Annotated in this window: 20 protein-coding genes; 6 read left to right on the plus strand and 14 right to left on the minus strand. The window is 71.6% G+C overall.

Annotated elements, in window-relative coordinates; all coding sequences use genetic code 11:
• A partial coding sequence (locus DC432_RS04175; RefSeq protein ID WP_165801174.1) for a chromosome segregation SMC family protein occupies positions 1-1,913 on the minus strand: 1,913 nt, incomplete at its 3' end.
• 438 nt (positions 1,914-2,351) lie between these two features.
• Here DC432_RS04175 and DC432_RS04180 point away from each other — a divergent pair.
• Positions 2,352-2,639: a hypothetical protein gene (locus DC432_RS04180; protein ID WP_116536815.1), complete on the plus strand. Its 288-nt coding sequence runs from the start codon at positions 2,352-2,354 to the stop codon at positions 2,637-2,639.
• 66 nt (positions 2,640-2,705) lie between these two features.
• Positions 2,706-3,788, plus strand: a complete 1,083-nt coding sequence (locus DC432_RS04185; protein ID WP_116536816.1) for a GNAT family N-acetyltransferase — start codon at positions 2,706-2,708, stop codon at positions 3,786-3,788.
• A gap of 73 nt (positions 3,789-3,861) precedes the next feature.
• Here the strand turns inward: DC432_RS04185 and mutM are convergent, their stop codons facing one another.
• From mutM to DC432_RS04215, 6 genes are all read right to left on the minus strand, one after another.
• A complete protein-coding gene (gene mutM, locus DC432_RS04190; protein ID WP_108319141.1) occupies positions 3,862-4,752 on the minus strand; it encodes a bifunctional DNA-formamidopyrimidine glycosylase/DNA-(apurinic or apyrimidinic site) lyase in 891 nt (296 codons plus the stop codon).
• Entirely contained in the window at positions 4,745-5,437 is a 693-nt protein-coding gene (gene rnc, locus DC432_RS04195) for a ribonuclease III (RefSeq protein ID WP_108319143.1), read from the minus strand. The genes mutM and rnc overlap by 8 nt, the downstream gene beginning before the upstream one ends.
• 8 nt (positions 5,438-5,445) lie before the next feature.
• A complete protein-coding gene (gene rpmF, locus DC432_RS04200) occupies positions 5,446-5,655 on the minus strand; it encodes a 50S ribosomal protein L32 (RefSeq protein WP_013586329.1) in 210 nt (69 codons plus the stop codon).
• Positions 5,656-5,657: 2 nt separating this feature from the next.
• Positions 5,658-6,152: a YceD family protein gene (locus DC432_RS04205; protein WP_116536817.1), complete on the minus strand. Its 495-nt coding sequence runs from the start codon at positions 6,150-6,152 to the stop codon at positions 5,658-5,660.
• A gap of 134 nt (positions 6,153-6,286) precedes the next feature.
• Positions 6,287-6,784: a pantetheine-phosphate adenylyltransferase gene (coaD, locus tag DC432_RS04210; RefSeq protein ID WP_116536818.1), complete on the minus strand. Its 498-nt coding sequence runs from the start codon at positions 6,782-6,784 to the stop codon at positions 6,287-6,289.
• Between the two features lie 42 nt (positions 6,785-6,826).
• The gene (locus tag DC432_RS04215; protein WP_116536819.1) at positions 6,827-9,013 is read right to left on the minus strand and encodes an ATP-dependent DNA helicase RecG; all 2,187 of its coding nucleotides are present in this window, start codon (positions 9,011-9,013) and stop codon (positions 6,827-6,829) included.
• 93 nt (positions 9,014-9,106) lie between these two features.
• On the opposite strand from DC432_RS04215, the gene rsmD reads away from it, so the two are divergent.
• Positions 9,107-9,679 (plus strand): 16S rRNA (guanine(966)-N(2))-methyltransferase RsmD, encoded by a 573-nt coding sequence (gene rsmD / locus DC432_RS04220; protein ID WP_116536820.1) that lies wholly within the window; start codon positions 9,107-9,109, stop codon positions 9,677-9,679.
• 6 nt (positions 9,680-9,685) lie between these two features.
• Here rsmD and thiL read toward each other — a convergent pair whose 3' ends face one another.
• The gene (gene thiL, locus DC432_RS04225) at positions 9,686-10,678 is read right to left on the minus strand and encodes a thiamine-phosphate kinase (RefSeq protein WP_116536821.1); all 993 of its coding nucleotides are present in this window, start codon (positions 10,676-10,678) and stop codon (positions 9,686-9,688) included.
• A gap of 25 nt (positions 10,679-10,703) precedes the next feature.
• On the opposite strand from thiL, the gene DC432_RS04230 reads away from it, so the two are divergent.
• Positions 10,704-11,195, plus strand: a complete 492-nt coding sequence (locus DC432_RS04230; RefSeq protein WP_108317618.1) for a DUF3515 family protein — start codon at positions 10,704-10,706, stop codon at positions 11,193-11,195.
• 645 nt (positions 11,196-11,840) lie between these two features.
• Here the strand turns inward: DC432_RS04230 and DC432_RS04235 are convergent.
• The 6 genes from DC432_RS04235 to leuC form a co-directional block, all read right to left on the minus strand.
• A complete protein-coding gene (locus DC432_RS04235; RefSeq protein WP_116536822.1) occupies positions 11,841-12,917 on the minus strand; it encodes a D-alanine--D-alanine ligase family protein in 1,077 nt (358 codons plus the stop codon).
• Positions 12,817-13,959 (minus strand): NAD(P)H-dependent glycerol-3-phosphate dehydrogenase, encoded by a 1,143-nt coding sequence (locus tag DC432_RS04240; RefSeq protein ID WP_116536823.1) that lies wholly within the window; start codon positions 13,957-13,959, stop codon positions 12,817-12,819. Before DC432_RS04240 ends, DC432_RS04235 begins: the two co-directional genes overlap by 101 nt.
• Positions 13,949-14,689, minus strand: a complete 741-nt coding sequence (locus DC432_RS04245; protein ID WP_116536824.1) for a lysophospholipid acyltransferase family protein — start codon at positions 14,687-14,689, stop codon at positions 13,949-13,951. Before DC432_RS04245 ends, DC432_RS04240 begins: the two co-directional genes overlap by 11 nt.
• A gap of 5 nt (positions 14,690-14,694) precedes the next feature.
• Positions 14,695-16,068, minus strand: a complete 1,374-nt coding sequence (murA, locus tag DC432_RS04250; protein ID WP_108318620.1) for a UDP-N-acetylglucosamine 1-carboxyvinyltransferase — start codon at positions 16,066-16,068, stop codon at positions 14,695-14,697.
• A gap of 63 nt (positions 16,069-16,131) precedes the next feature.
• Positions 16,132-16,728, minus strand: coding sequence for a 3-isopropylmalate dehydratase small subunit (gene leuD / locus DC432_RS04255; protein WP_116536825.1), 597 nt, complete (start codon positions 16,726-16,728; stop codon positions 16,132-16,134).
• Position 16,729: 1 nt separating this feature from the next.
• On the minus strand, positions 16,730-18,211 hold the full coding sequence (gene leuC / locus DC432_RS04260; RefSeq protein ID WP_116536826.1) for a 3-isopropylmalate dehydratase large subunit: 1,482 nt from the start codon (positions 18,209-18,211) through the stop codon (positions 16,730-16,732).
• 275 nt (positions 18,212-18,486) lie between these two features.
• On the opposite strand from leuC, the gene DC432_RS04265 reads away from it, so the two are divergent.
• Both DC432_RS04265 and DC432_RS04270 read left to right on the plus strand, forming a co-directional pair.
• The gene (locus tag DC432_RS04265; protein WP_116536827.1) at positions 18,487-19,800 is read left to right on the plus strand and encodes an O-acetylhomoserine aminocarboxypropyltransferase/cysteine synthase family protein; all 1,314 of its coding nucleotides are present in this window, start codon (positions 18,487-18,489) and stop codon (positions 19,798-19,800) included.
• Positions 19,797-21,110: an LLM class flavin-dependent oxidoreductase gene (locus DC432_RS04270; RefSeq protein ID WP_116536828.1), complete on the plus strand. Its 1,314-nt coding sequence runs from the start codon at positions 19,797-19,799 to the stop codon at positions 21,108-21,110. The genes DC432_RS04265 and DC432_RS04270 overlap by 4 nt, the downstream gene beginning before the upstream one ends.
• Positions 21,111-21,123: the final 13 nt, after the last annotated feature.

Below are 21,123 nucleotides of genomic sequence, written 5' to 3' on the forward strand. Positions count from 1 at the left end.
GAGCCGGCCCGCACGGTCAGGGCCGTGAGCACCTCGCCCGCGCGGGTCACCAGCGTCACCTCGGGGGGCAGTCCCGCCTGGAGCGCTCGACCCGCGGCGAGGTCGTCGACGACGAAGGTGCGGGACAGGATGCCGCGCACCCCCGCCGACGCGGTGACGACGTCGACGGCCGCGACCGTTCCCTCCACCTCGGGCGCGGTCGTCGGCGCGTCGGCTCCGGCGATCGCGATCTCGACGACCCCCATGTCGGCCGAGGCCGCCGTCCGCGCGGCGTCGAAAGCCGCCTCAGCGTCGTCGACGAGCAGTCCCTCGGCGAGCGAGCCGAGCGCCGCGGCGATGGCCGCCTCGTACCCGGCGGTGACCTTGACGTCGTCGCCGACCAGACCCCGTACGCCCGGACCGCCCGCGGCCAGCAGGTCGGCGGCCGCGTTGCGCACGTCGAGGGCGCGCCCCAGCGCCGTGGTCTGGGCCGTGAGGGCGTCGCGCTCGCGCTCGGCGGTGTGGAGTCGGTCGCGCATTCCGGCGACCGCGCTCTCGCGGTCGTTGGCGTCGCGCTGCGCGCGCTCGTACGCGGCGGCGTGCTCGGCGCTCGATGCGCCGGGGACGACCTCGGGATCGAGCTCGGCGCGGGCGCGCTCGGTCTCGGCGCGCCGCAGCAGGGCGGCGTCGAGGGCCCGCTGCTGCCGCTCGACACCCGCGCGGACCGCCGCGAGGGCCGAGCCGGCCGCCTCGGCGGTTCCCCGCAGGGCCTGAATGCGCATGTCGTGCTCGGAGACCAGCGCGCTCTGCGCGGCGATCTCGACGTCGAGCGCGTCGAGGTCCGCGCGCGCACGCGCCACCGCCCTCGTCGCCTCGGCCGCGGCATCCTGCACCTCTCCGAGACCCGCCGCGACCTCGTCGATCTCGGCGCGCAGGTCGTCGATGGCGTGCTGGCCGATCGTGGGGGTCAGCGTCGCCGCGTCGGCGCCCTCGTCACCGAGCAGGGTCAGCCGCTGGCCGGCCAGCGAGTACAGACCCCGCAGCCGTTCCTGCACCTGCTCGAGCGCGAAGGCGACGCTGCGCGCGCGGTCCACCGCCTCGGAACGCTGGTCGTTCTCGAGCCGCTCGACACGGCCGCGCAGACCCTCGGCCTGTTCCTGCAGTCCCAGCCGCTCGGTATGGCGCTCGGTCTCGGCGCGAGCCGCGTCGGCGAGTTGCGCGCGCAGACCCACGAGATCGTCCGCGTAGAGCCGGGCCTTCGCGTCGCGGACGACCGCGGCGATGGTCGCGGCCTCGCGCGCGATCTCGGCCTGCTTGCCCAGGGGCTTGAGCTGACGACGCAGCTCGCCCGCCAGGTCGCTCAGACGGGTGAGATTGGTCTCCATCGCCTCGAGCTTGCGCGCCGTCTTCTCTTTGCGACGGCGGTGCTTCAGGATGCCGGCGGCCTCTTCGATGAAGCCGCGCCGGTCCTCGGCGGTGGCCTGCAGCACCGTGTCCAAGCGCCCCTGGCCGACGATCACGTGCATCTCGCGTCCCAGGCCGGAGTCGCTCAGCAGCTCCTGCACGTCGAGCAGTCGGCAGGTCTGCCCGTTCATGGCGTACTCGCTCGCGCCAGTGCGGAACAGCGTGCGGCTGATCGTCACCTCGCTGTAGTCGATCGGCAGCGCACCGTCGCCGTTGTCGATGGTCAGCTGCACCTCGGCCCGGCCGAGTGGCCCGCGGGTCGAGGTCCCGGCGAAGATGACGTCCTCCATCTTGCCGCCGCGCAGGGTCTTGGCGCCCTGCTCGCCCATCACCCAGGCGAGGGCGTCGACGACGTTCGACTTGCCCGACCCGTTGGGACCGACGATGCAGGTGACCCCGGGCTCGAGGGCGAACGTGGTCGACTGCGCGAACGACTTGAAGCCCTTGAGCGTGAGGCTCTTCAGATGCACTCGCCGCTCCTCTCCTGTCGCCCGACGGGCACTGCGCCTCACGCTAGCCGAGGAACCGCGGAATTCCGCGGTGGCGAGCCGCGCGGTCGCCGCCGACGCGCCCGAGAGTCCATCGATTCTGAGCGAAAGCTTGACATTCGCTGAGCGCCTTCGCTAGCGTCGGGGGTCGCAACCGACGTCGAAAGGAGGTCCTCCCATGATTCGCACCATCACCGGCTTCACCGCCACCGGCTTCGTCGCCGTGCCCGTGCTCTCCGCACCCGTCACCGGAGTGACCACCGCCGTCGGCATGCCCCTCCGTCAGGGCTGACCGGTCGCGTCGAGACGCCTCGCGTCTCCGCCTCCCGTCGAGCGTTCGTTCGCTCGCCCGGACCGTCACGGTCCTCCACGCGCTCGTCGCGTCATCCATTCGTCTTCTCTTCCTCACGGAGCCTCCGCATGAACGCCCTGTTCACGCGCGCGCCGCAGCACGCCTCGGCCGCGCCTTCCACTCCTCCCACCCCTTCGACCGTCACGTTCGACACGACCGCCTACCGCCCGCTGGGCCTGCTGGACCGGCTGTCGCTGCGCGTCGGGCTGTGGCTGCTCGCCCGGCATGCCGATCGCGCCCGCGCACTCGACCACCAGGCCGTCTCGGCCTATCGGGCGCAGATGGCACAGGCCGAGCGCGAACGGCGCGAACGCGCCTGGCGGAGCGCCGCGGCCTTCAGCCGCCCGCCGTTCTGATCGGTGGGGCCGACCCCGGCGCCGGCCCCACCGGCATCCCCTCTTCTTCGACGCGAAAGCACCGTCATGACGACCCTTCCGGCCGGCCTCGAGCTGCGCCCCCTGCACATTCCCGCCCACATCGACGATCCGGATGCCGCGGACTTCCGCGAGATGGTCCGCCTGCGCAACCTCGTCTACGAGGAGATCTCGGGTCACACCGACGAATCCATCCCCGCCGATGAACTCCTCCCCGCGTTCCAGCCCCGTCCCGAGGTGAAGCGGTTCTCGTGGATCGCCGTCTTCCGCGGCGAGGTGGTCGGCCGCGCCGGTCTCGATCTGCCCCAAGAGGAGGGAGCGCGCACCGCCTCGTGGCTCATCGAGCTGCGCCGCAGCTCCTGGGGTCACGGCATCGGACGAGCCGCGTTCGCCCGGATCGAGCAGATCGCCCGCGCCGAAGGCCGCTCCGTCCTCCACACCTGGGCGGAGCACCCGGCCGCCCAGGGGCCGACTCTGTCGGCACCGACGGGATACGGGTCCGTGCCAGAGGATCACGCCGCGCGCTTCCTGCTGGCATCCGGCTGCACCCTCGAGCAGATCGTGCGGGTCAGCACCCTCGACCTCGCAGAGAACGGATCACGCCTGCGCGACCTGCTGACCGCGGCCGAGGCGGCGGCCGTGGGCTACCGGGTCGTGCAGTGGACATTGCCCACCCCCGATGAGTTCGTCGACCGGTTCGCGTGGATGAAGTCCCGGATGGCCACCGATGCGCCGTCCGCCGGCCTCGAGCACGACGAAGAGGTCTGGGATGCCGCCCGCCTGCGTCGCCACGAGGCCACCTACCTCGACGCCGGTCGCCACATGCTCGTCACCGCGGCGCAGCGCGTCGACACGGGTGAGCTGGCCGCGTTCAACGAACTGGTCATCGGCAAGGACCGCACCGCCGCGACGGGCCAGGAGGACACGCTCGTGGTGGCCGCCCATCGCGGTCACCGCCTGGGGATGCTCGTCAAGTGCGCGGGACTTCTCGCCTGGCGCGACGTCGCCCCGGACTCCCCGCGCGTGATCACGTACAACGCCGAAGAGAACCGCCCCATGCTCTCGATCAACGAGGCGATCGGCTTCGCGCCGATCTCGTACGAAGGGGTGTGGAAGAAGGTGCTCGACTGACCGCGCGAGTCACCGGTGTGTGCCGCCGGGCGCGCCTCGAGCGACGAATCCCGGCGACGCGCGCGAGGGGCGGTCAGCGCCTGCGCTGGCAGTGCGGGCAGAAGTGACTCGAGCGGTTCATGAACGACACCCGCACGATCGGGCGACCGCACCGCGGGCACGGCTGACCGGTGCGCCCGTAGGCGTTGAGCGAGTGCGCGAAGTACCCCGCCTGCCCGTTGACGTTGACGTACTGCGCGTCGAAGCTCGTGCCGCCCTCGGCCAGAGCCTTCTCGAGCACCGCCCGCACCTCGGCCAGCAGGCGGTTGACGGCCCGGGTCGGCAGGGCGGAGCCGGCGGTCTCGGGGTGGATGCGCGCCGCCCACAGCGACTCGTCGGCGTAGATGTTGCCGATGCCGCTGGCGACGGTCTGGTCCAGCAGGACGCGCTTGATCCCCGACGACGTCCGCGCGACGCGCGCGCGGAAGCGGCCCTCGTCGAACGCCGGGTCGAGGGGGTCCCGGGCGATGTGCGCGACCTGCGAGGGCACCCGGGCGAGAGAGGAACCCCGACCGCCGGCGGCGTGATCGGGGGTGTCGACGAGGGGATCGATCGCGAGCGAGCCGAAGGTGCGCTGGTCGGCGAAGACGACCGACAGCGACCCGTGCACCGGGTGCTCCAGCTCGACGCGGATCCGTTCGTGCCGTTCCTCGGGCGCCCCGGGGGTGCGCAGCAGCATCTGACCACTCATGCCGAGATGGGTGACGATCGCCTCGTCGTCCGAGACCGGCATCCACAGGAATTTTCCGCGACGCACGGCGGCCGAGATGCGCCGACCGGTCAGCTCGGCTTCGAAGTGCGCGGCTCCCCCGGTGTGGCGGGTGAGCGCGCGCTCGTCGCGGACGTCGACCGAGGTGATCAGTGCTCCCGCGACGGCGGGCTCGAGACCGGCGCGGACGACCTCGACCTCGGGGAGCTCAGGCACGCGCGTCGAGTTCGCGCCAGGCGGTGAGCGCGGCGGCCATCTCGGCCTGCTTCTTGCTCGAGCCCGGACCGGTGGCGACCACGTCGCCGACGGTGACCGTGGCGATGAAGCGTCGGTCGTGGTCGGGTCCGGTCGCCTCGACCCGGTACACGGGTGCCGGCAGGCCCTGTCGCGCGGCGATCTCCTGCAGGCTCGTCTTGGGATCCATCGCGGCGCCGTAGCGCTCGGGGTCGGCCAGCAGCGGCTCGACGAGCCGGAGCACCATGCGCGTCGCCTCATCGGGCCCGGCCGACAGGAAGGTCGCTCCGATGAGCGCCTCCATCGTGTCGGCGAGGATCGAATCCTTGTCGCGCCCGCCGGTGAGGATCTCACCTCGACCGAGACGGACGTACTCGCCGAGACCGATCGTGCGGGCGACCTCGGCGAGGGCCACGGTCGACACGACGCTCGCGCGCCGCTTGGCCAGGCTGCCCTCGTCGAGATCCGGGTGCCCGGTGAACAGCCGCACGGTGACGGCCTGCCCCAGCACGGAGTCGCCGAGGAATTCGAGGCGCTCGTTGTGCGGGATCGCGCCGTTCTCGTAGGCGAAGGAACGGTGCGTCAGGGCCAGCGAAAGAAGCTCGGGGTCGATGTCGACCCCGAGCTTCTCGGTGAGCGCTTGGCGCTCGGTGGTGTTTCGCGTCACGTCACCGATCAGACGTCGGCGACCTTGCGGCCCTTGTACTCGAGGAAGAGCTCGGTGCCCTGCGAGTCGGTGACGACCTTCGCCTGGTGGGGACGGCTGTAGACGACCTTGCCGTTCTCGATGGTCTTGACCAGCGCGGGGGCTTCGGCCTTCCACTGCGCGCGGCGCGAGCGGGTGTTGGAGCGGGAGACCTTCCGCTTCGGGGGGTTACCTGCCATGACTAGCTCTTCTCTGTCTTGGGGGCGGCGCGGAGCGCATCGCCGTCGTCTGGGGTGTACTGCTGGAGCGCAGCCCATCGAGGATCAACGGACGTCTGCTCCGATTCGCCGGGGCTTTCCGTCAGCCTCTCGCCCGTGTTCGGGTCGAGCCCGGGGCAATCCGGCTGACACACCGGCTGGAACGGAAGCGACAGGACGATGGCGTCCCGGACCAGGTTTTCAAGATCCACGTGGTCGTCTTGAACGCCGAAGTCACTCGCTTCGCCCCCAGGATACGCGAAAAGTTCCTGGAACTCGACTTCGACAGGCTCGGTGATGTCGATCAGGCAGCGCCCGCACACCCCGGTGGCGGTCGTGTCGACCGTGCCCGACACGAGGATGCCCTCGTGCACGGACTCCAGCCGCACGTCGAGCTCGAGGATCTCGCCCTCGGCGACCGAGACGAGCCCCTCGCCCCATTTCTCGGGCGTCGGCAGGTCGAGGCTGTGCTCGCGCATCTCTCCCGGGTGGCGCTCGATGTCGCGCACGGGGAGCTGGAAAGGTCCGGGTCGGTGAATTCTCACGGTCGACAATGCTACCCGCGCACCCCTGAACGGGGGCCGGGCGCCGCGCCCGATGCCGGGCGCACGGGTCAGATCCCGCGGGCCCCGGTGTCGAGCAACCGCGCGACCGCCGGGGGGACGTACGGCGACACGTCGCCGCCCAGGCCGGCGACCTGCCGCACGAGCGAGCTGGACACGAGAGCGTGCGAGGGGTCGGGCAGCAGGAACACCGTCTCGACATGGGCGAGGTCGCGATTGACGATCGCCATTGGCGTCTCGTACGCGACGTCGACCTGCGAGCGGATGCCCTTGACCAGCACGCGCGCCCCCACCTCGGTGGCGTAGTCGACGAGAAGGCCCACGCTCCACGCGGCCACGATCACGTCGCCCTCGATACCGGCCTCTTCGATCGACTGCTCGAGCAGGCTCTGCCGCTGCGCGATGGGCAGCATCGCCTCTTTGCCCGGGTTGTGCACGACCAGGACGTGAAGCTGGTCGAACAGCCCGGCGGCCCGGCGGATCACGTCGAGGTGGCCGAGGGTGGGCGGGTCGAACGAGCCGGGGACGACGGCGATCCGGGAGTCCATGCCGCCAGCCTACCGACGCCCCGCGGGCGAGCGGCCCGCCGGTCAGGACTTGGCCAGGGCGGCGCGCTCCTCGACGCCGACGCGGCGTTCGAGGGCGGCGGCGAGGGCCGGATGCCGCGTCAGGGCCGGGTCGTCGGCCAGCAGCTTCTCGCCCTCGGCCCGCGCCTCGGTGATGAGCGCCGCATCGGTGACCACGCGCAGCAACCGCAGCGACGACCGGGCCCCGGACTGCGCTCCGCCGAGCACGTCGCCCTCGCCGCGCAGGTCGAGGTCGATCTCGGCCAGGGCGAACCCGTCGAGGGTGGATGCCACGGCTTCCACCCGCGACCGGGCCGAGGTGCCGGGGGCGGCCTCGGTCACCAGCAGGCACAGCCCCGGCAGCCCGCCGCGGCCGACGCGGCCGCGCAGCTGATGCAGCTGCGACACGCCGAAGCGATCGGCCTCGAGGATCACCATGGTGGATGCGTTGGGGACGTCGACGCCGACCTCGATCACCGTCGTCGCCACGAGCACGTCGATGTCGCCGCGGGCGAAGGCCTGCATCACGGCATCCTTCTCGTCCGAGGGCATCTTGCCGTGCAGGATCTGCACCCGGATGTCGCGGAACGACGGCAGATTCGACAGCAGCGCGTCGACCTGCACGACGCCCCAGCGGGTGCGGTTGCCCTCGGCCGCGGTGGGGGCCGGGGCGTCCGGCGCGTCGGCGGGCTCGTCGCTCTTGCCGTCGGCGGCGACCTGGTCGGAGTCGATCGCCGGGCACACGACGAAGGCCTGGCGCCCGAGCGCGACCTCTTCGGCCACGCGGTCCCACACGCGCGCGAACCAGCCCGGCTTCTCGGCGAGGGGCGCGACGAACGATTGGATGCCGGCCCGCCCGGCCGGCATGGTCCGGATCGTCGAGACGTCGAGGTCGCCGAAGACCGTCATGGCGACCGTGCGAGGGATGGGGGTCGCCGTGAGGACGAGGGTGTGCGGAGCCTCGCCCTTCGAGCGCAGGGCGTCGCGCTGGTCGACGCCGAACCGGTGCTGCTCGTCGACCACGACGAAACCCAGGTCGGCGAAGGTGGTCGTGGCACTGAGCAGAGCGTGCGTGCCGACGACGATCCGAGCCTGACCGGATGCCACCCGCAGGGCCGCGCGGCGGCGTTCGGCCGCGGGCATCTGACCGGTCAGCAGCGTCGGCATGAGCTCGGGGGCCAGCTCGGGGCCGAGCATGCGCGCGATCGAGCGCAGATGCTGACCGGCGAGGACCTCGGTCGGGGCGATCAGGGCGGACTGCCCCCCGGACTCGGCGACCTGCAGCATGGCGCGCAGGGCCACCAGGGTCTTTCCGGAACCGACTTCTCCCTGCACGAGGCGGCTCATCGGCCAGTCGCCGACGAGGTCGGCCGCGAGCTGCGCGCCGACGCTCTGCTGGTCGGGGGTGAGCTCGAAGGGCAGGATCGCATCGAAACGCTCGAGCAGTCCCCCGGGCGTGGCCGGACGCTTCTGCGCCGACAGGGCCCGGACGAACTGGCGCTGCTGCAGCAGAGCGGTCTGCAGCACGAACGCCTCGTGCATGCGGAGCGTCTCGACCGCGGGGGGGATGTCGTCGTCGTGCGCGGGGCGGTGGATGTTCTCGAGCGCCTGCCGCGCCGAGAGCAGCCCTCGACGCGCGCGGAGCTCGTCGGGAAGGGGGTCGTCGACGTCGCCCAGGCTATCGAGCACCAGCGCGATCGTCTTCTGCACCAGCGTGCTGGGCACCGCGCTCGTGGCGGGGTAGATCGGGATGGGGCGCTTCGCGGTGACCTCGGCCTCGGCCATCGCCTCGGCGATGTCGTCGAAGAGCTCGTAGTCGGGGTTCGTGAGCTGGGTCTGACGACGGTACTCGCCGACCTTGCCCGAGAAGATGCCGCGCCGACCGGGGGTGAGGTCCTTCAATCGCCACGGCTGATTGAAGAAGGTCAGCGACATGCGCCCGTCGCCGTCGCTGATGACGACCTCGAGCAGGGACCCCCGGCGGTTCTGCATGCGCCGCTCGCTGGCGATGACCACCTCGGCGACGATCGTCACCGGCTCGCCCAGCGGAAGAGAGGCGATCGGGGTGAGCTCGCCCCGCCGGGCGTAGCGACGGGGGTAGTGCTCGAGCAGCTCGCCGACCGTGGTGACGCCGAACGCCTTGTCGAACGCGGTCGCGGTCTTGCCGCCGATGGCGCCGTCCAGCCGGGAGGCGAGCGAGAGACCGGGCATGCTCCGAGTCTAGGCAGGGGCCCCGACACCACCGGTCGCGACGCCCCCGTCCCCCTCGGGGACGACCCCCGCACCCCGCCCTAGGCTGGACGGGTGACCCGCATCATCTCGGGCCGCGCCGGCGGCACGGTCCTCGACGTCCCCCCGAAGGGCACCCGCCCCACGAGCGACCGCGTCCGCGAATCGCTCTTCGGTGCGCTCGAGGCCGCCGGGCTGATCGACGACGCCCGCGTCGCCGACCTGTACGCCGGTTCGGGTGCACTCGCCCTCGAGAGCTTGAGCCGCGGTGCGGCCTCCGCCGACCTGGTCGAGCTCTCGCCGACGGCCGCGACGCTCATCAAGAAGAACGCGGATCGGCTTCGCGCGGCCGGGGTGAGGGCCCCCGCGCGCGTGCACCGCGCGCACGTCACGCCGTACCTGATGGCATCCACCCAGGTGTGGGATCTGGTGTTCCTCGACCCGCCCTACGACATCTCGGACGACGACCTGACCAAGGCCCTCGTCGCTCTGGCGCCGCGGCTCAGCCCCGACGCCGTGGTCATCGTCGAACGGGCGAAGCGCTCCCCCGCCCCCGCCTGGGCGGCCGCGGGACTCGAACCCGAGCGCGACCGGGCCTACGGCGACACGACCCTGTGGTGGGGGCGTCCGATCCTCGCCGCCGACTGAGCGGGATCAGCCCCGGCCGGCGTCCCAATCGCGGTAGGGGTCCCAGCCGCCGCGGCCGGTCCACGCCCGACCGTCGACGGTCACGGCCTCGTCCTGCCGCGTCACGACCGTCCCGACCCGGCGTCCGATCGGGTCGGCATCCGCGGCGAAGGTCACCAGGAACCCGTGGTCCTCTCCCCCGTCCAGAGCCCGGGCGGGGTCCTCGCCGAGGGTGGCCGCATCGAGGGCGATCGTCACGTCCGAGGCGTCGGCGAGGCGCGTCGCGTCGAGGACCAGCCCGTCTGACAGATCCATCATGGCCGTGGCCCCGGATGCCGCGGCCCGCACCGCCTCGTCGAGCGGCGGGCGGGGCGTCAGCTGGCGCGACACCGCGCGGGCGTCGGCCGGGTCCAGCGCCTCGCGCGCCTCGGGGGTCAGCGCGATCGGCGCACCCCCGGCATCCGTGAAACGCTCGAAGAGCACGGCGAGACCGCGCGCCGCCTCTCCGAGCTCGCCGATGACGTACACGCCGTCGCCGACCCGCGCCCCCGAACGCCGGACGGGATCGCGGCCGTCGAGGCTGCCAAGGGCGGTCACGGCGATCGTGAGCGTGTCGGAGACCGTCAGGTCGCCCCCCTCGACCGCGCAGCCAGGGGCCAGCTCCGCGCACGCGGCGGCCAGACCGTCGGCGAAGCCGCGGACGAACGACACCGGCGTGGCGTCCGGCATCGCCAGCGCGACCAGCAGGGCGATCGGACGCGCGCCCATCGCGGCGACGTCGGCCAGGTTGACCGCCGCCGCCTTGAAGCCGAGGTCGAACGGCGACGACCACGCCAACCGGAAGTCCGGACCGTGCACGAGCGTGTCGGTCGTGGCGACCACCCGACCGTCCGGAACGGCCAGCACGGCGGCGTCGTCGCCCGGTCCCACCGGAGCGGTCGAGGCGGGGAGGCGGTCCAGGATGCCGCGCAGGATCTGCCCCTCGGACAGCTCCCCCACGGTGGTCTCGGCGTCTGTCACCCTCCCACGCTATTAGCCTGGAGGGGTGTCCCGCTCCCTCCGCCCCCTCGCGCTCGTCGCCGCCCTCGCCCTGCTGCCGGGTCTGGCCGCGTGCAGCACCACGGTCGCGATGCAGCCCGCGAAGGACGCCAACGACCCGGCCTGCGCCGAGGTGATCTCGCGCCTGCCGAAGTCGATCTCGGGCCAGGAGCGGCGCTGGACCGACGCCCAGTCCACCGGAGCCTGGGGAGACCCGGCCGCGATCCTGCTGACCTGCGGGCTCGAGACCCCGGGGCCCTCGACGCTGCCCTGCCGTTCGTTCGACGGCGTGGATTGGCTGGTCGACGAGTCGCAGGCGGCCGACAACCGCTACACGCTCACGACGTTCGGCCGCAGCCCCGCCCTGCAGATCTTCCTGGACTACGAGTCCGCGAGCAGCGCCGACGTCGCCCAGGCCATCGGCCCCCTCGTGCGCGACTACCTGCCCGCGACGGGGTCGGTCTGCACCTCGGCCGCCGACGCGACGCCCGCCCCCTGATCCGCCGGCCCGACGCCTCTGCTCCGCGGCGCTTCTGTTCCGGCGTCGTCAAGACCCCGTCCGCCGGCTCCGCCGTGCACAACGGCGGGCGCACGGCGCGACACGCCGGCCGAGCCGCCCACCGCACGGCGCGCCGCACGGGAACCCCGCCGTTGTGCACACCCCTCCGCGGCGGAGACCCCCACGGAACACGAACCGCCGCGACGAACCACCGCCCGTGCACAACGGCGGGCGCCGGACGCGACACGCCGGCCGAACGACCCACCGCACGGCGCGCCGTACGAGAACCCCGCCGCTGTGCACACCCCACCGCGGCGGAGACCCCCACGGAACACGAACCGCCGCGACGAATCACCGTCCGTGCACAACGGCGGGCGCCGGGCGGGACACGCCGGCCGAACGACCCACCGCACGGCGCACCGCACGAACCCCCCGCCGTTGTGCACACAGCCACCGCGGTGGGAGCCTCCGTGACGCACGGGCCGCCGCGACGAACCACCGTCCGTGCACAACGGCGGGCGCCGGGCGCGACACGCCGGCCGAGCCACCCACCGCACGGCGCGCCGAGCAAAAACCCCGCCGTTGTGCACACACCCAGCGCGGCCGGGACGTCGCGGCAGGAACCCGACGACCGGGTCAAGCCCTCTAGAGCGCCGCCTCGAGCAGGTCGCTGATGAGGTCGGGGTACGACAGGCCCGAGGCGATCCAGCACGTCGGGAACATCGAGATCGGCGTGAACCCGGGCATCGTGTTGACCTCGTTCACGTAGAACTCGGTCCCCGTGTAGAAGAAGTCCACGCGCGCGAGTCCCTGGCCGCCGATCGCCTCGAAAGCCTGCGCCGCGATCCGCTGCATCTCAGCGAGCTCGCCGTCGCGCAGGTCCGCCGGGCAGACCAGCTCCACACCCGGGGCGTCGAGGTACTTGGCCTCGAAGTCGTAGAACTCCCGACCCGTGACGACGATCTCGCCGGCGACGCTGACGCGGACGGGCCCGCCGTCGCGGCCGGGCAGCACGCCGCACTCGACCTCACGGCCGACGATGGCCTTCTCGACCAGCACCAGGCCGTCCTCGGCGAAGGCGGTATCGAGGGCGGCATCCAGGTCCTCCCAGCGCGACACCTTGGTCACGCCGACGCTCGATCCCGCCTCGTTCGGCTTGACGAAGACCGGCAGGTCCAGGGCGTGGATGCGCCGCTCCCACAGACCGCGGTCGCGCTCGAGGTCGGCGCGGGTGACGGCGACCCACGGCACCACGGGCACGTTCGCCGAGCGCAGCACGCGCTTGGTGACGTTCTTGTTCATGCCGATGGCCGACATGAGCACGCCCCCTCCGGCATACGGGATGCCGAGCAGCTCGAGCAGTCCCTGGACCGTGCCGTCCTCGCCGAAGCGGCCGTGCAGGATCGGCAGCACGACGTCGACCTCGCCGAGGGAGCGTTCGCCGGCGGCATCCGTCACCGTCCATTCGCGCGACAGCGTCGAGTCGGGCAGGCGCACGCGCGTTCCGTTATCGATCACCTCGGGCAGGGCCTCGGGGCGCAACGCGAACTTGTCGGGGTCGTCGTCCTCGAGGACGAAGGCGCCGTCGCGGGTGATGCCCACCGGGATCACCCGGTAGCGGTCACGATCGATCGCGCGCAGCACCCCGCCCGCCGTGGCGGAACTGATCGAGTGCTCGCTGGAGCGCCCGCCGAAGAGCACCACCACCACCGGTCTGGTCATTCTGCGTCCTCTCGCCCTGCGGCTGGTCGTCGTCTGTCGTCAGGTGCGGCGCGATGTCGCGCGGATCCATGGTGCCGTCGAGCACCATCTTCACCTGCTGCACGATGGGCATGTCGACGCCGACCTGCTTCGCGAGCTGCAGGACGGGGGCGACGGATGCCAGACCCTCGGCGGTCTGCTGCATCTGCGTCACCACGTCCTGGAAGCCGTACCCCTGCCCCAGCAGTCGGCCCGCGGTGTTGTTGCGGCTGAGCGGCGACTGGCACGTCGCGATCAGGTCGCCGAGGCCCGCTAGACCCTGCAGCGTCTCGGGCTGCGCGCCCTGCGCGACGGCGAAGTCGGTCATCTCGACCAGGCCGCGCGTGATGATCGAGGCCTTGGTGTTCTCGCCGTATCCCACGCCGTCCACGATGCCGATCGCGACCGCGATGAGGTTCTTCAGCACCCCGCCGAACTCGGTGCCGATGACGTCGGTGTTCACGAACGAGCGGAAGTACTTGTTGCGCGCGCACCGCGCCACCGCCTCGGCGGTCTCGGGACTCAACGAGCTGATCACGGCCGCCGTGGGCTGTTCGCGGGCGATCTCGAGGGCGAGGTTGGGTCCGGATGCCACGGCGATCCGCGCCGGATCGCACTCGAGCACCTGCTCGATGACCTGGCTCATGCGCAGGCCCGACGACTTCTCGACGCCCTTCATGAGCGACACGAGCGGCACGTCGGTGTCTTCGACGTAGGGGCGGATCGCGGCGAGGTTCTCGCGCAGCGACTGGCTCGGCACCGACAGGTAGATCTGCTCGGCGCCCCGCAGCGCCTCGGCGAGGTCGGTCGTCGCCGTCATGGACCGCGGCAGGTTGATGCCGGGCAGGTAACGGCTGTTGCGCTTGGACTCGGTGATCTCGGCGGCGAGCTCCGGTCGACGCGCCCACATGACGACGGTCGCCCCGCCGTCGGCGAGGATCTTGCCGAACGTCGTGCCCCAGCTTCCGGCGCCGACGACCGCGACCTTCGGACCCGCGACGGGATGAACGTTCTTACGACTCAAGGCGACCCGTCTCGTTCTGCCCGTGCTGCGACGGGTTCCACCGTTCGGCCGGGGCCGGAAGACCACGGATGCCGGACAGCATCGCGGTGATCCGGTTCATCATCTCGTCGGTCGCCTTCGTCAGCGTCGCGGGCTGCGTCGGCGCGTCGGCGTAGGCCGACAGGTCCATGGCGGGGCCGATCTCGACGACCACGTGCGCGCGACGGGGGAACTTCAGCTTGCCGTAGCGCGGGAGGATCTGCTGGACGCCCCACTGCGCCATCGGGATGAGGGGCAGGTCGCCGGCGAGGGCGAGGCGGACGGCACCGGTCTTGCCCCGCATCGGCCACAGGTCGGGGTCGCGCGTGAGGGTGCCCTCGGCGTAGACGATGACTCCTCGGCCGTCGCGGGCGATCTGCTCGGCCGCCTTCATGGACTGGTTCGCGCTCGTGGACGTGCGCGGCACCGGGACCATTCCGGTCGCCTTGAGCGCTGCCCCGAGCACCGGGACCTTGAACAGGCTCTCTTTGGCCATGAACCGCGGCGCGCGCCCTAACCGCCACACGGCGACCGCGACGATCACCGGGTCGAACTCCGAGTTGTGGTTGGGGGCCAGCACGTACGCCCCCTCGCGGGGGAGGTTCTCGGCCCCGCGGATCTCGATGCGCGCGAACAGCCCGGTGATGGGCACGATGATCGCCGCGAGCGGCCAGAAGGCGCTCGGCCGGCTCTTCTCAGGCGAGGCGGCCACGAGGGTCAGCCGACGACGTCGAAGTCGGCGTGCACGGCCGTGAGCTTCTCGAGGAACTTCTCGTAGCCACGGCGGATGATGCCGATGTTGCGGACCGTGGACTCGCCCTCGGCCGCGAGGGCCGCGATGACGTAGCTGTAGCCACCGCGCAGGTCGGGGACCTCGACGTCGGCGCCGTGCAGCGGCGTCGGGCCGTTGATCACGGCGGCCTGCTCGAGGTCGCGGCGCGGCACGCGGCGGTCGGCGCTGTCCAGACCCTTGGGGTGCACGACGATGTCGGCGCCCATCTTGTTCAGCGCGGCGGTGAAGCCCAGGCGGTTCTCGTAGACCGTCTCGTGCACGGTCGAGGTGCCGGGAGCCTGGGTGAGCGCCACGATGAGGGGCTGCTGCCAGTCGGTCATGAAGCCCGGGTGCACGTCGGTCTCGACCATGACGGGCTTGAGCGCGTCGCCACGACGGAACAGGATGCCGTCCTCGCGGACGTCGAACCAGCCGCCGGCCTTGCGGAAGACGTTGAGGAAGGTCAGCATGTCCTGCTGACGCGCGCCCTTGGCGAAGATCTCGCCGTCGGTGGCCAGCGCCGCGCACGCCCAGGACGCGGCCTCGTTGCGGTCGAAGATCGCGCGGTGGTCGTAGCCGACGAGCTTGTCGACGCCCTCGATGAAGATGACGCGGTTGGGCTCGTACGAGATGATCGCGCCCATCTTCTGCAGAACCGCGATGAGATCCATGATCTCGGGCTCGATCGCGGCGTTGCGCAGCTCGGTGACGCCCTTGGCGCGCACGGCCGTGAGCAGCACCTGCTCGGTCGCGCCGACGCTCGGGTAGGGCAGCGTGATGTTCGCGCCGTGCAGCCCGTTGGGCGCCGTGATGCGGATGCCCTCGTAGCTCTTGTCTACGACCGCGCCGAAGGCGCGCAGCGCGTCCATGTGGAAGTTGATCGGGCGGTCGCCGATGCGGCATCCACCCAGATCCGGGATCAGGGCCTCGCCGAGCAGATGCAGCAGCGGTCCGCAGAACAGGATCGGGATGCGGGAGGCTCCGGCGTGCGCGTCGATCTCTTCGAAGTGCGCGGCGACGGCGCCCGACGGGTCGAGGTGGAACGTGCCCTCTTCGTCGCCCTCGGTCACCGTGACGCCGTGCACCTCGAGGAGGGATCGGACGACCTTGACGTCGCTGATCATCGGAACGTCGCGCAGCGTGCTGGTGGTCTCGCCCAGCAGGGCCGCCACCATCGCCTTGGTCACGAGGTTCTTCGCGCCCTTGACCTCGACGGTGCCCCGCAGGGGCCGCCCGCCGCGGATGGTCAGGGTCTCTGCCGCCTCCCAGTCCGGCTGTCCGGGGGTCTGGTCTCCGGAATCGGTGATGAGTGTGCTCATAGGGGGGTGGACCTCACTTCGTGGACGAGGGGCGGCAGAACGACCCGATCGGGTCGATCGGGCTCAGCGGACCGGAAGGGTCCTGGGCCGCCATGCCTCGCGGCGCGCCTCGAACTGCGTGATCTTGTCTTCGTCACGCAGCGTGAGCCCGATGTCGTCGAGCCCTTCGAGAAGCCGCCACCTAGTGTAATCGTCGATTTCGAACGAGACCTGGAGGTCGCCCACCGTGGCGGTCTTCGCGGTAAGGTCCACGGTCATCTCGATGCCCGGGTTCGCCTCGAGGACGGCCCAGATCTTCTCGACGTCGTCCTCGGAGATCACGCCCGTGACCAGGCCCTGCTTGCCCGCGTTGCCGCGGAAGATGTCGGCGAACTTCGGGCTCAGCACCACCTGGAACCCGTAGTCGCGCAGCGCCCACACCGCGTGCTCGCGGCTGGAGCCGGTACCGAAGTCGGGGCCGGCGACGAGCACGGATGCCGCGCGGTAGGCGTCCTGGTTGAGGATGAACTCGGGGTCCTGGCGCCAGTTGGCGAACAGGGCGTCGTCGAAGCCGGTCTTGGTGACGCGCTTGAGGTACACGGCCGGGATGATCTGGTCGGTGTCGACGGCCGAGCGCTGCAGCGGCGCGACGATCCCGGTGTGGGTGGTGAACTTCTGCATGTCAGGCCTCCGCCCCGGTCGAAACGGTCTCGCTGGGCACGGGGCCCAGGTCGGCGGGGCTCGAGAGCGTCCCGCGCACCGCGGTGGCGGCGGCGACCAGGGGCGACACGAGGTGGGTACGCCCGCCCTTGCCCTGGCGTCCCTCGAAGTTGCGGTTCGAGGTCGAGGCGCAGCGCTCCCCCGGGGCCAGCTGGTCGGGGTTCATGCCCAGGCACATCGAGCACCCGGCGAAGCGCCACTCGGCGCCGAAGGCCTCGAACACCTTGTCGAGTCCCTCGGCCTCGGCCTCGAGGCGCACGCGCGCCGAACCGGGGACGACCATCACGCGGACGTTCTCGGCCTTGGTGCGGCCCTGGATGACCGACGCGAAGGCCCGCAGGTCCTCGATGCGGCTGTTGGTGCACGACCCCATGAAGACGGCATCCACGGGGATGTCCTTCATCCGCGTACCGGCGGCGAGGTCCATGTACTCGAGCGCGCGCTCGGCGGCGGCGCGCTCGTTCGGGTCGGAGATGTCGGCGGGCGTGGGCACGACGTCGCTCAGCGAGACGCCCTGGCCGGGGTTGGTGCCCCACGTGACGAACGGTTCGAGCTCGGCGGCGTCGAGGAACACCTCGGCGTCGTAGACGGCCCCCTCATCGCTGGGCAGGGTGCGCCAGTAGGCGACCGCGTCGTCCCAGTCCTGACCCTGCGGGGCGTGCGGCTTATCCTTGACGTAGGCGAAGGTCGTCTCGTCGGGGGCGATCATGCCCGCGCGGGCGCCGGCCTCGATCGACATGTTGCACATCGTCATGCGCCCCTCCATCGAGAGGGAGCGGATCGCGCTGCCGCGGAACTCGAGCACGTAGCCCTGACCGCCGTTCGCGCCGATCTTGGCGATGATCGCGAGGATGATGTCCTTCGCGGTGACTCCGGGCGCGAGCTCGCCCTCGACCGTGATGGCCATCGTTTTGAAGGGCTTGAGCGGCAGGGTCTGGGTGGCGAGGACGTGCTCGACCTCGCTCGTACCGATACCGAAGGCCATCGCACCGAAGGCGCCGTGGGTGGAGGTGTGGCTGTCGCCGCAGACCACCGTGATGCCGGGCATGGTCAGACCCAACTGCGGGCCGACGACGTGGACGATCCCCTGCTCCTTGTCGCCGAGCGAGTGGATGCGCACGCCGAACTCGTCAGCGTTGCGGCGCAGCGTCTCGATCTGCGTGCGACTGGTCAGATCGGCGATCGGCTTGTCGATGTTCAGCGTCGGGGTGTTGTGGTCCTCGGTCGCGATCGTCAGGTCGAGGCGGCGCACGGGGCGCCCCTCGGCGCGCAGACCGTCGAAGGCCTGCGGGCTCGTGACCTCGTGCACGAGGTGCAGGTCGATGTAGATCAGGTCGGGTTGACCGTTCTCGCCCTTGACCACCAGGTGGTCGTCCCAGACCTTCTCGGCCAGGGTGCGGGGGCGATCCGGGATCCGGATGCCGTCGATCGATGGGGTGCTCATGTTTGGCGTTTCTCCTCGGAAGGGGGTGTGAGGCCCGCGACGAACTCCGCGACGAGAAAGGCCTAGAACAAGGTCTCGTCGCGGCCGCTAAGGAGGAGGCGAGCGATCCGCACCCGGTCACGATACCACCGGCCGCCGCGCCCCTCTCCGCGTAACACGGCGCCGCACACTTCGCCGCGGCGGGCGCGACCGTGCGAACCTGTCCCGACCCGAACACCCTCGGATGCCGGCCCCGCCGCGCGGTCGCGTCCGACGCCGCAGGAAGGAGCGCGCCCGTGACCACGAGCGATGACACCGGATTCTCGACCCGGCAGGTGCACGCCGGCTCCGCCACCGCCCCCGCGACGCCGCGGGCCACCCCCATCTACCTCACCGCCGGATTCACCTTCAGCGACCTGGACGAATCGGCCGCGCACTTCGGCACGGGCGCCGGGTTCGGTTACAGCCGGACGGGAAACCCCACCGTGCACGCCGTCGAAGAGCGCCTCGCCTCTCTCGAGGGCGGTGACCAGGCGGTGCTGGTGTCGAGCGGACAGGCGGCCGTCACGGTCGCCCTGCTGGCCCTCGCGGGCGCGGGCGATCACATCGTGGTGTCGGAGCACATCTACGAGGGCACGCGCGGCCTGCTGCTGGACAACCTGGCCCGACTCGGCATCGACACGACCTTCGTCGACGTGTCGGACCACGACGCCGTCCGCTCCGCCATCACGCCGCGGACCAAGGCGCTCTTCGCCGAGACGCTCTCGAACGCGCGCAACGACGTCCTCGACGTCGCGGCGATCGCGGCGATCGGCGCCGAGCGCGGCGGCATCCCGCTCGTCGTCGACAGCACGTTCACCACCCCCTACCTGCTGCGACCGCTCGAGCACGGCGCCGCGATCGTGGTGCACTCGGCGAGCAAGTTCCTGGCCGGGCAGGGAGCGGTGCTCGGCGGCGTCATCGTCGATGACGGACGCTTCGACGCCGCGGCATCCGGTCACCTCTTCCCCCACCTCGTCCAGACCGACCGCTTGGGCGGAGCCAGCTTCGCCGAGAAGCACGGGCGCCGCGCGCGAGGCGCGTACATCCGCGAGAGCGTCGCGCCGCGCTTCGGTCCGTCCCCGTCGCCCTTGAACGCGTTCCTCATCGGGCAGGGCATCGAGACCCTGAGCCTGCGCGTCGAACGGCAGTCGCAGAACGCCCTCGCCGTCGCCACGTGGCTCGAGCAGCGTCCCGAGGTCGAGCGGGTCGACTACGTCGGACTGCCCTCGCACCCCCATCACGACCTCGGGGAACGCTACCTGCGCCGTGGCAGCGGCTCGGTCTTCACCGTGACCCTGCGCGGGGGCCTCGAGGCCGCCCGCCACGTCGTGCAGTCGGTTCGGCTGATCACGCACATGACCCACCTCGGTGACGTCCGCTCCCTCGTCCTGCATCCGCAGAGCACGTCGCACGCGGCCCGGTCGGTGGCCGAACGCGAGCGCGCGGGCGTGTTCCCGGGCACCATCCGCCTGTCGATCGGCATCGAGGACATCGACGACATCCTCGCCGACCTCGACCAGGCGCTCGTGGGGGTTCCCGTCGCCGAGCGCGAGACGGTCGTCCTGTGAGCCGCCTGCAGCACTTCGGCTGGTTCCTCGCGCGCGGCTTCGGCCCGCACGGCTGGGGCCACCCGTACCTGCGGTGGAACCACCGCTGGACCGAGCCGGGGCTGTACCAGGACTCCGCACGCACCCTCGAGCAGGCCGGTTTCGACCTGCTCATCATCGAGGACGCGCCCTCGCTGGGCAGCGCCGAGACGATCGACCTGCGCGTGCGCCACGCCTTCGGCGGGCCCAAGCACGACCCGCTGCTGCTCGCGCCGTACCTCTTCGCCGCCACGCGACACCTCGGCGTCGTGCCCACGGTCAACCCCGCGGCGTACCTGCCGTACACGGCCGCCCGGCAGTTCGCGACCCTCCAGCACCTCAGCGGCCACCGGTTGGGCCTCAACGTCGTCACCGACACCGGCAGCGCCCGCCACTTCTCGACCGCGGCGCAGCTCGGGCACGACGCGGCGTACGACCGCGCCGAGGAGTGGCTCGACGGCATCCGTCAGCTCTGGCGCAGCTGGGGCGAGGGGGCGCTCGTCGTCGACGAGGAATCGGGGGTCTACGCCGATGGGACGAAGCTGGATGCCACGCGCCACCGCGGCGAATACTTCGGCTTCGACGGGCCGCTGAACGCCGTGCCCTTCACCGACGGCGAGCCGGCGATCGTGTCGCCCGGGGGGTCCGGACGCGGACTGTCGTTCGCCGGTCGCAACTCCGACGTGCAATTGGCCCTCGCGCCCCTCGACGAGCAGAGCATCCGCGCCTATCGCGGACGCATCCACGCCGCCGCCGAGGCCGCCGGGCGCGCGGTCGACGACATCAAGATCCTCTTCGCCATCCAACCCGTGCTCGTGTCGTCGTCGGACGAGGCCGACCGTCTGGTCGCGGCATCCGCCCACCCCGACGACGACGCGCTGATCTCCATCGCACGCAAGCAGTCGAGCGACCTCGAGACCGATCTGACCGCGCTCGATCTGGACGCACCACTGGACCGCGGCATCTTCGGCGAGCACGTGTCGGAGGGCAGCATCCGCCGCCTCGTCGGCAAGCACGACGACGACGCTCCGCTGCGCACCCTGCTGGCCGCGCACGCGCGCCTGGGTCGACTGAACGACGGCTCCGGGTTCGTCGGCACCGCCGACGAGTTCGCCGACCGCATCGAGGAGCTCGGCGAGTGGGGCAACGACGGTGTGCTGCTGTGGGGCGACCTGCACCCGGTGACCGTGCACCGGGTGCTCGACGACCTCGTGCCGATCCTGCGCCGTCGCGGCATCCTGCGCGAGGAGTTCGTCGACGGGGGCCTGCAGGCCAACCTGCGCGCGTTCTGACGGCGGATGCCGC

Source organism: Microbacterium testaceum, assembly GCF_003075375.1.
GTDB lineage: Bacteria > Actinomycetota > Actinomycetes > Actinomycetales > Microbacteriaceae > Microbacterium > Microbacterium testaceum_E.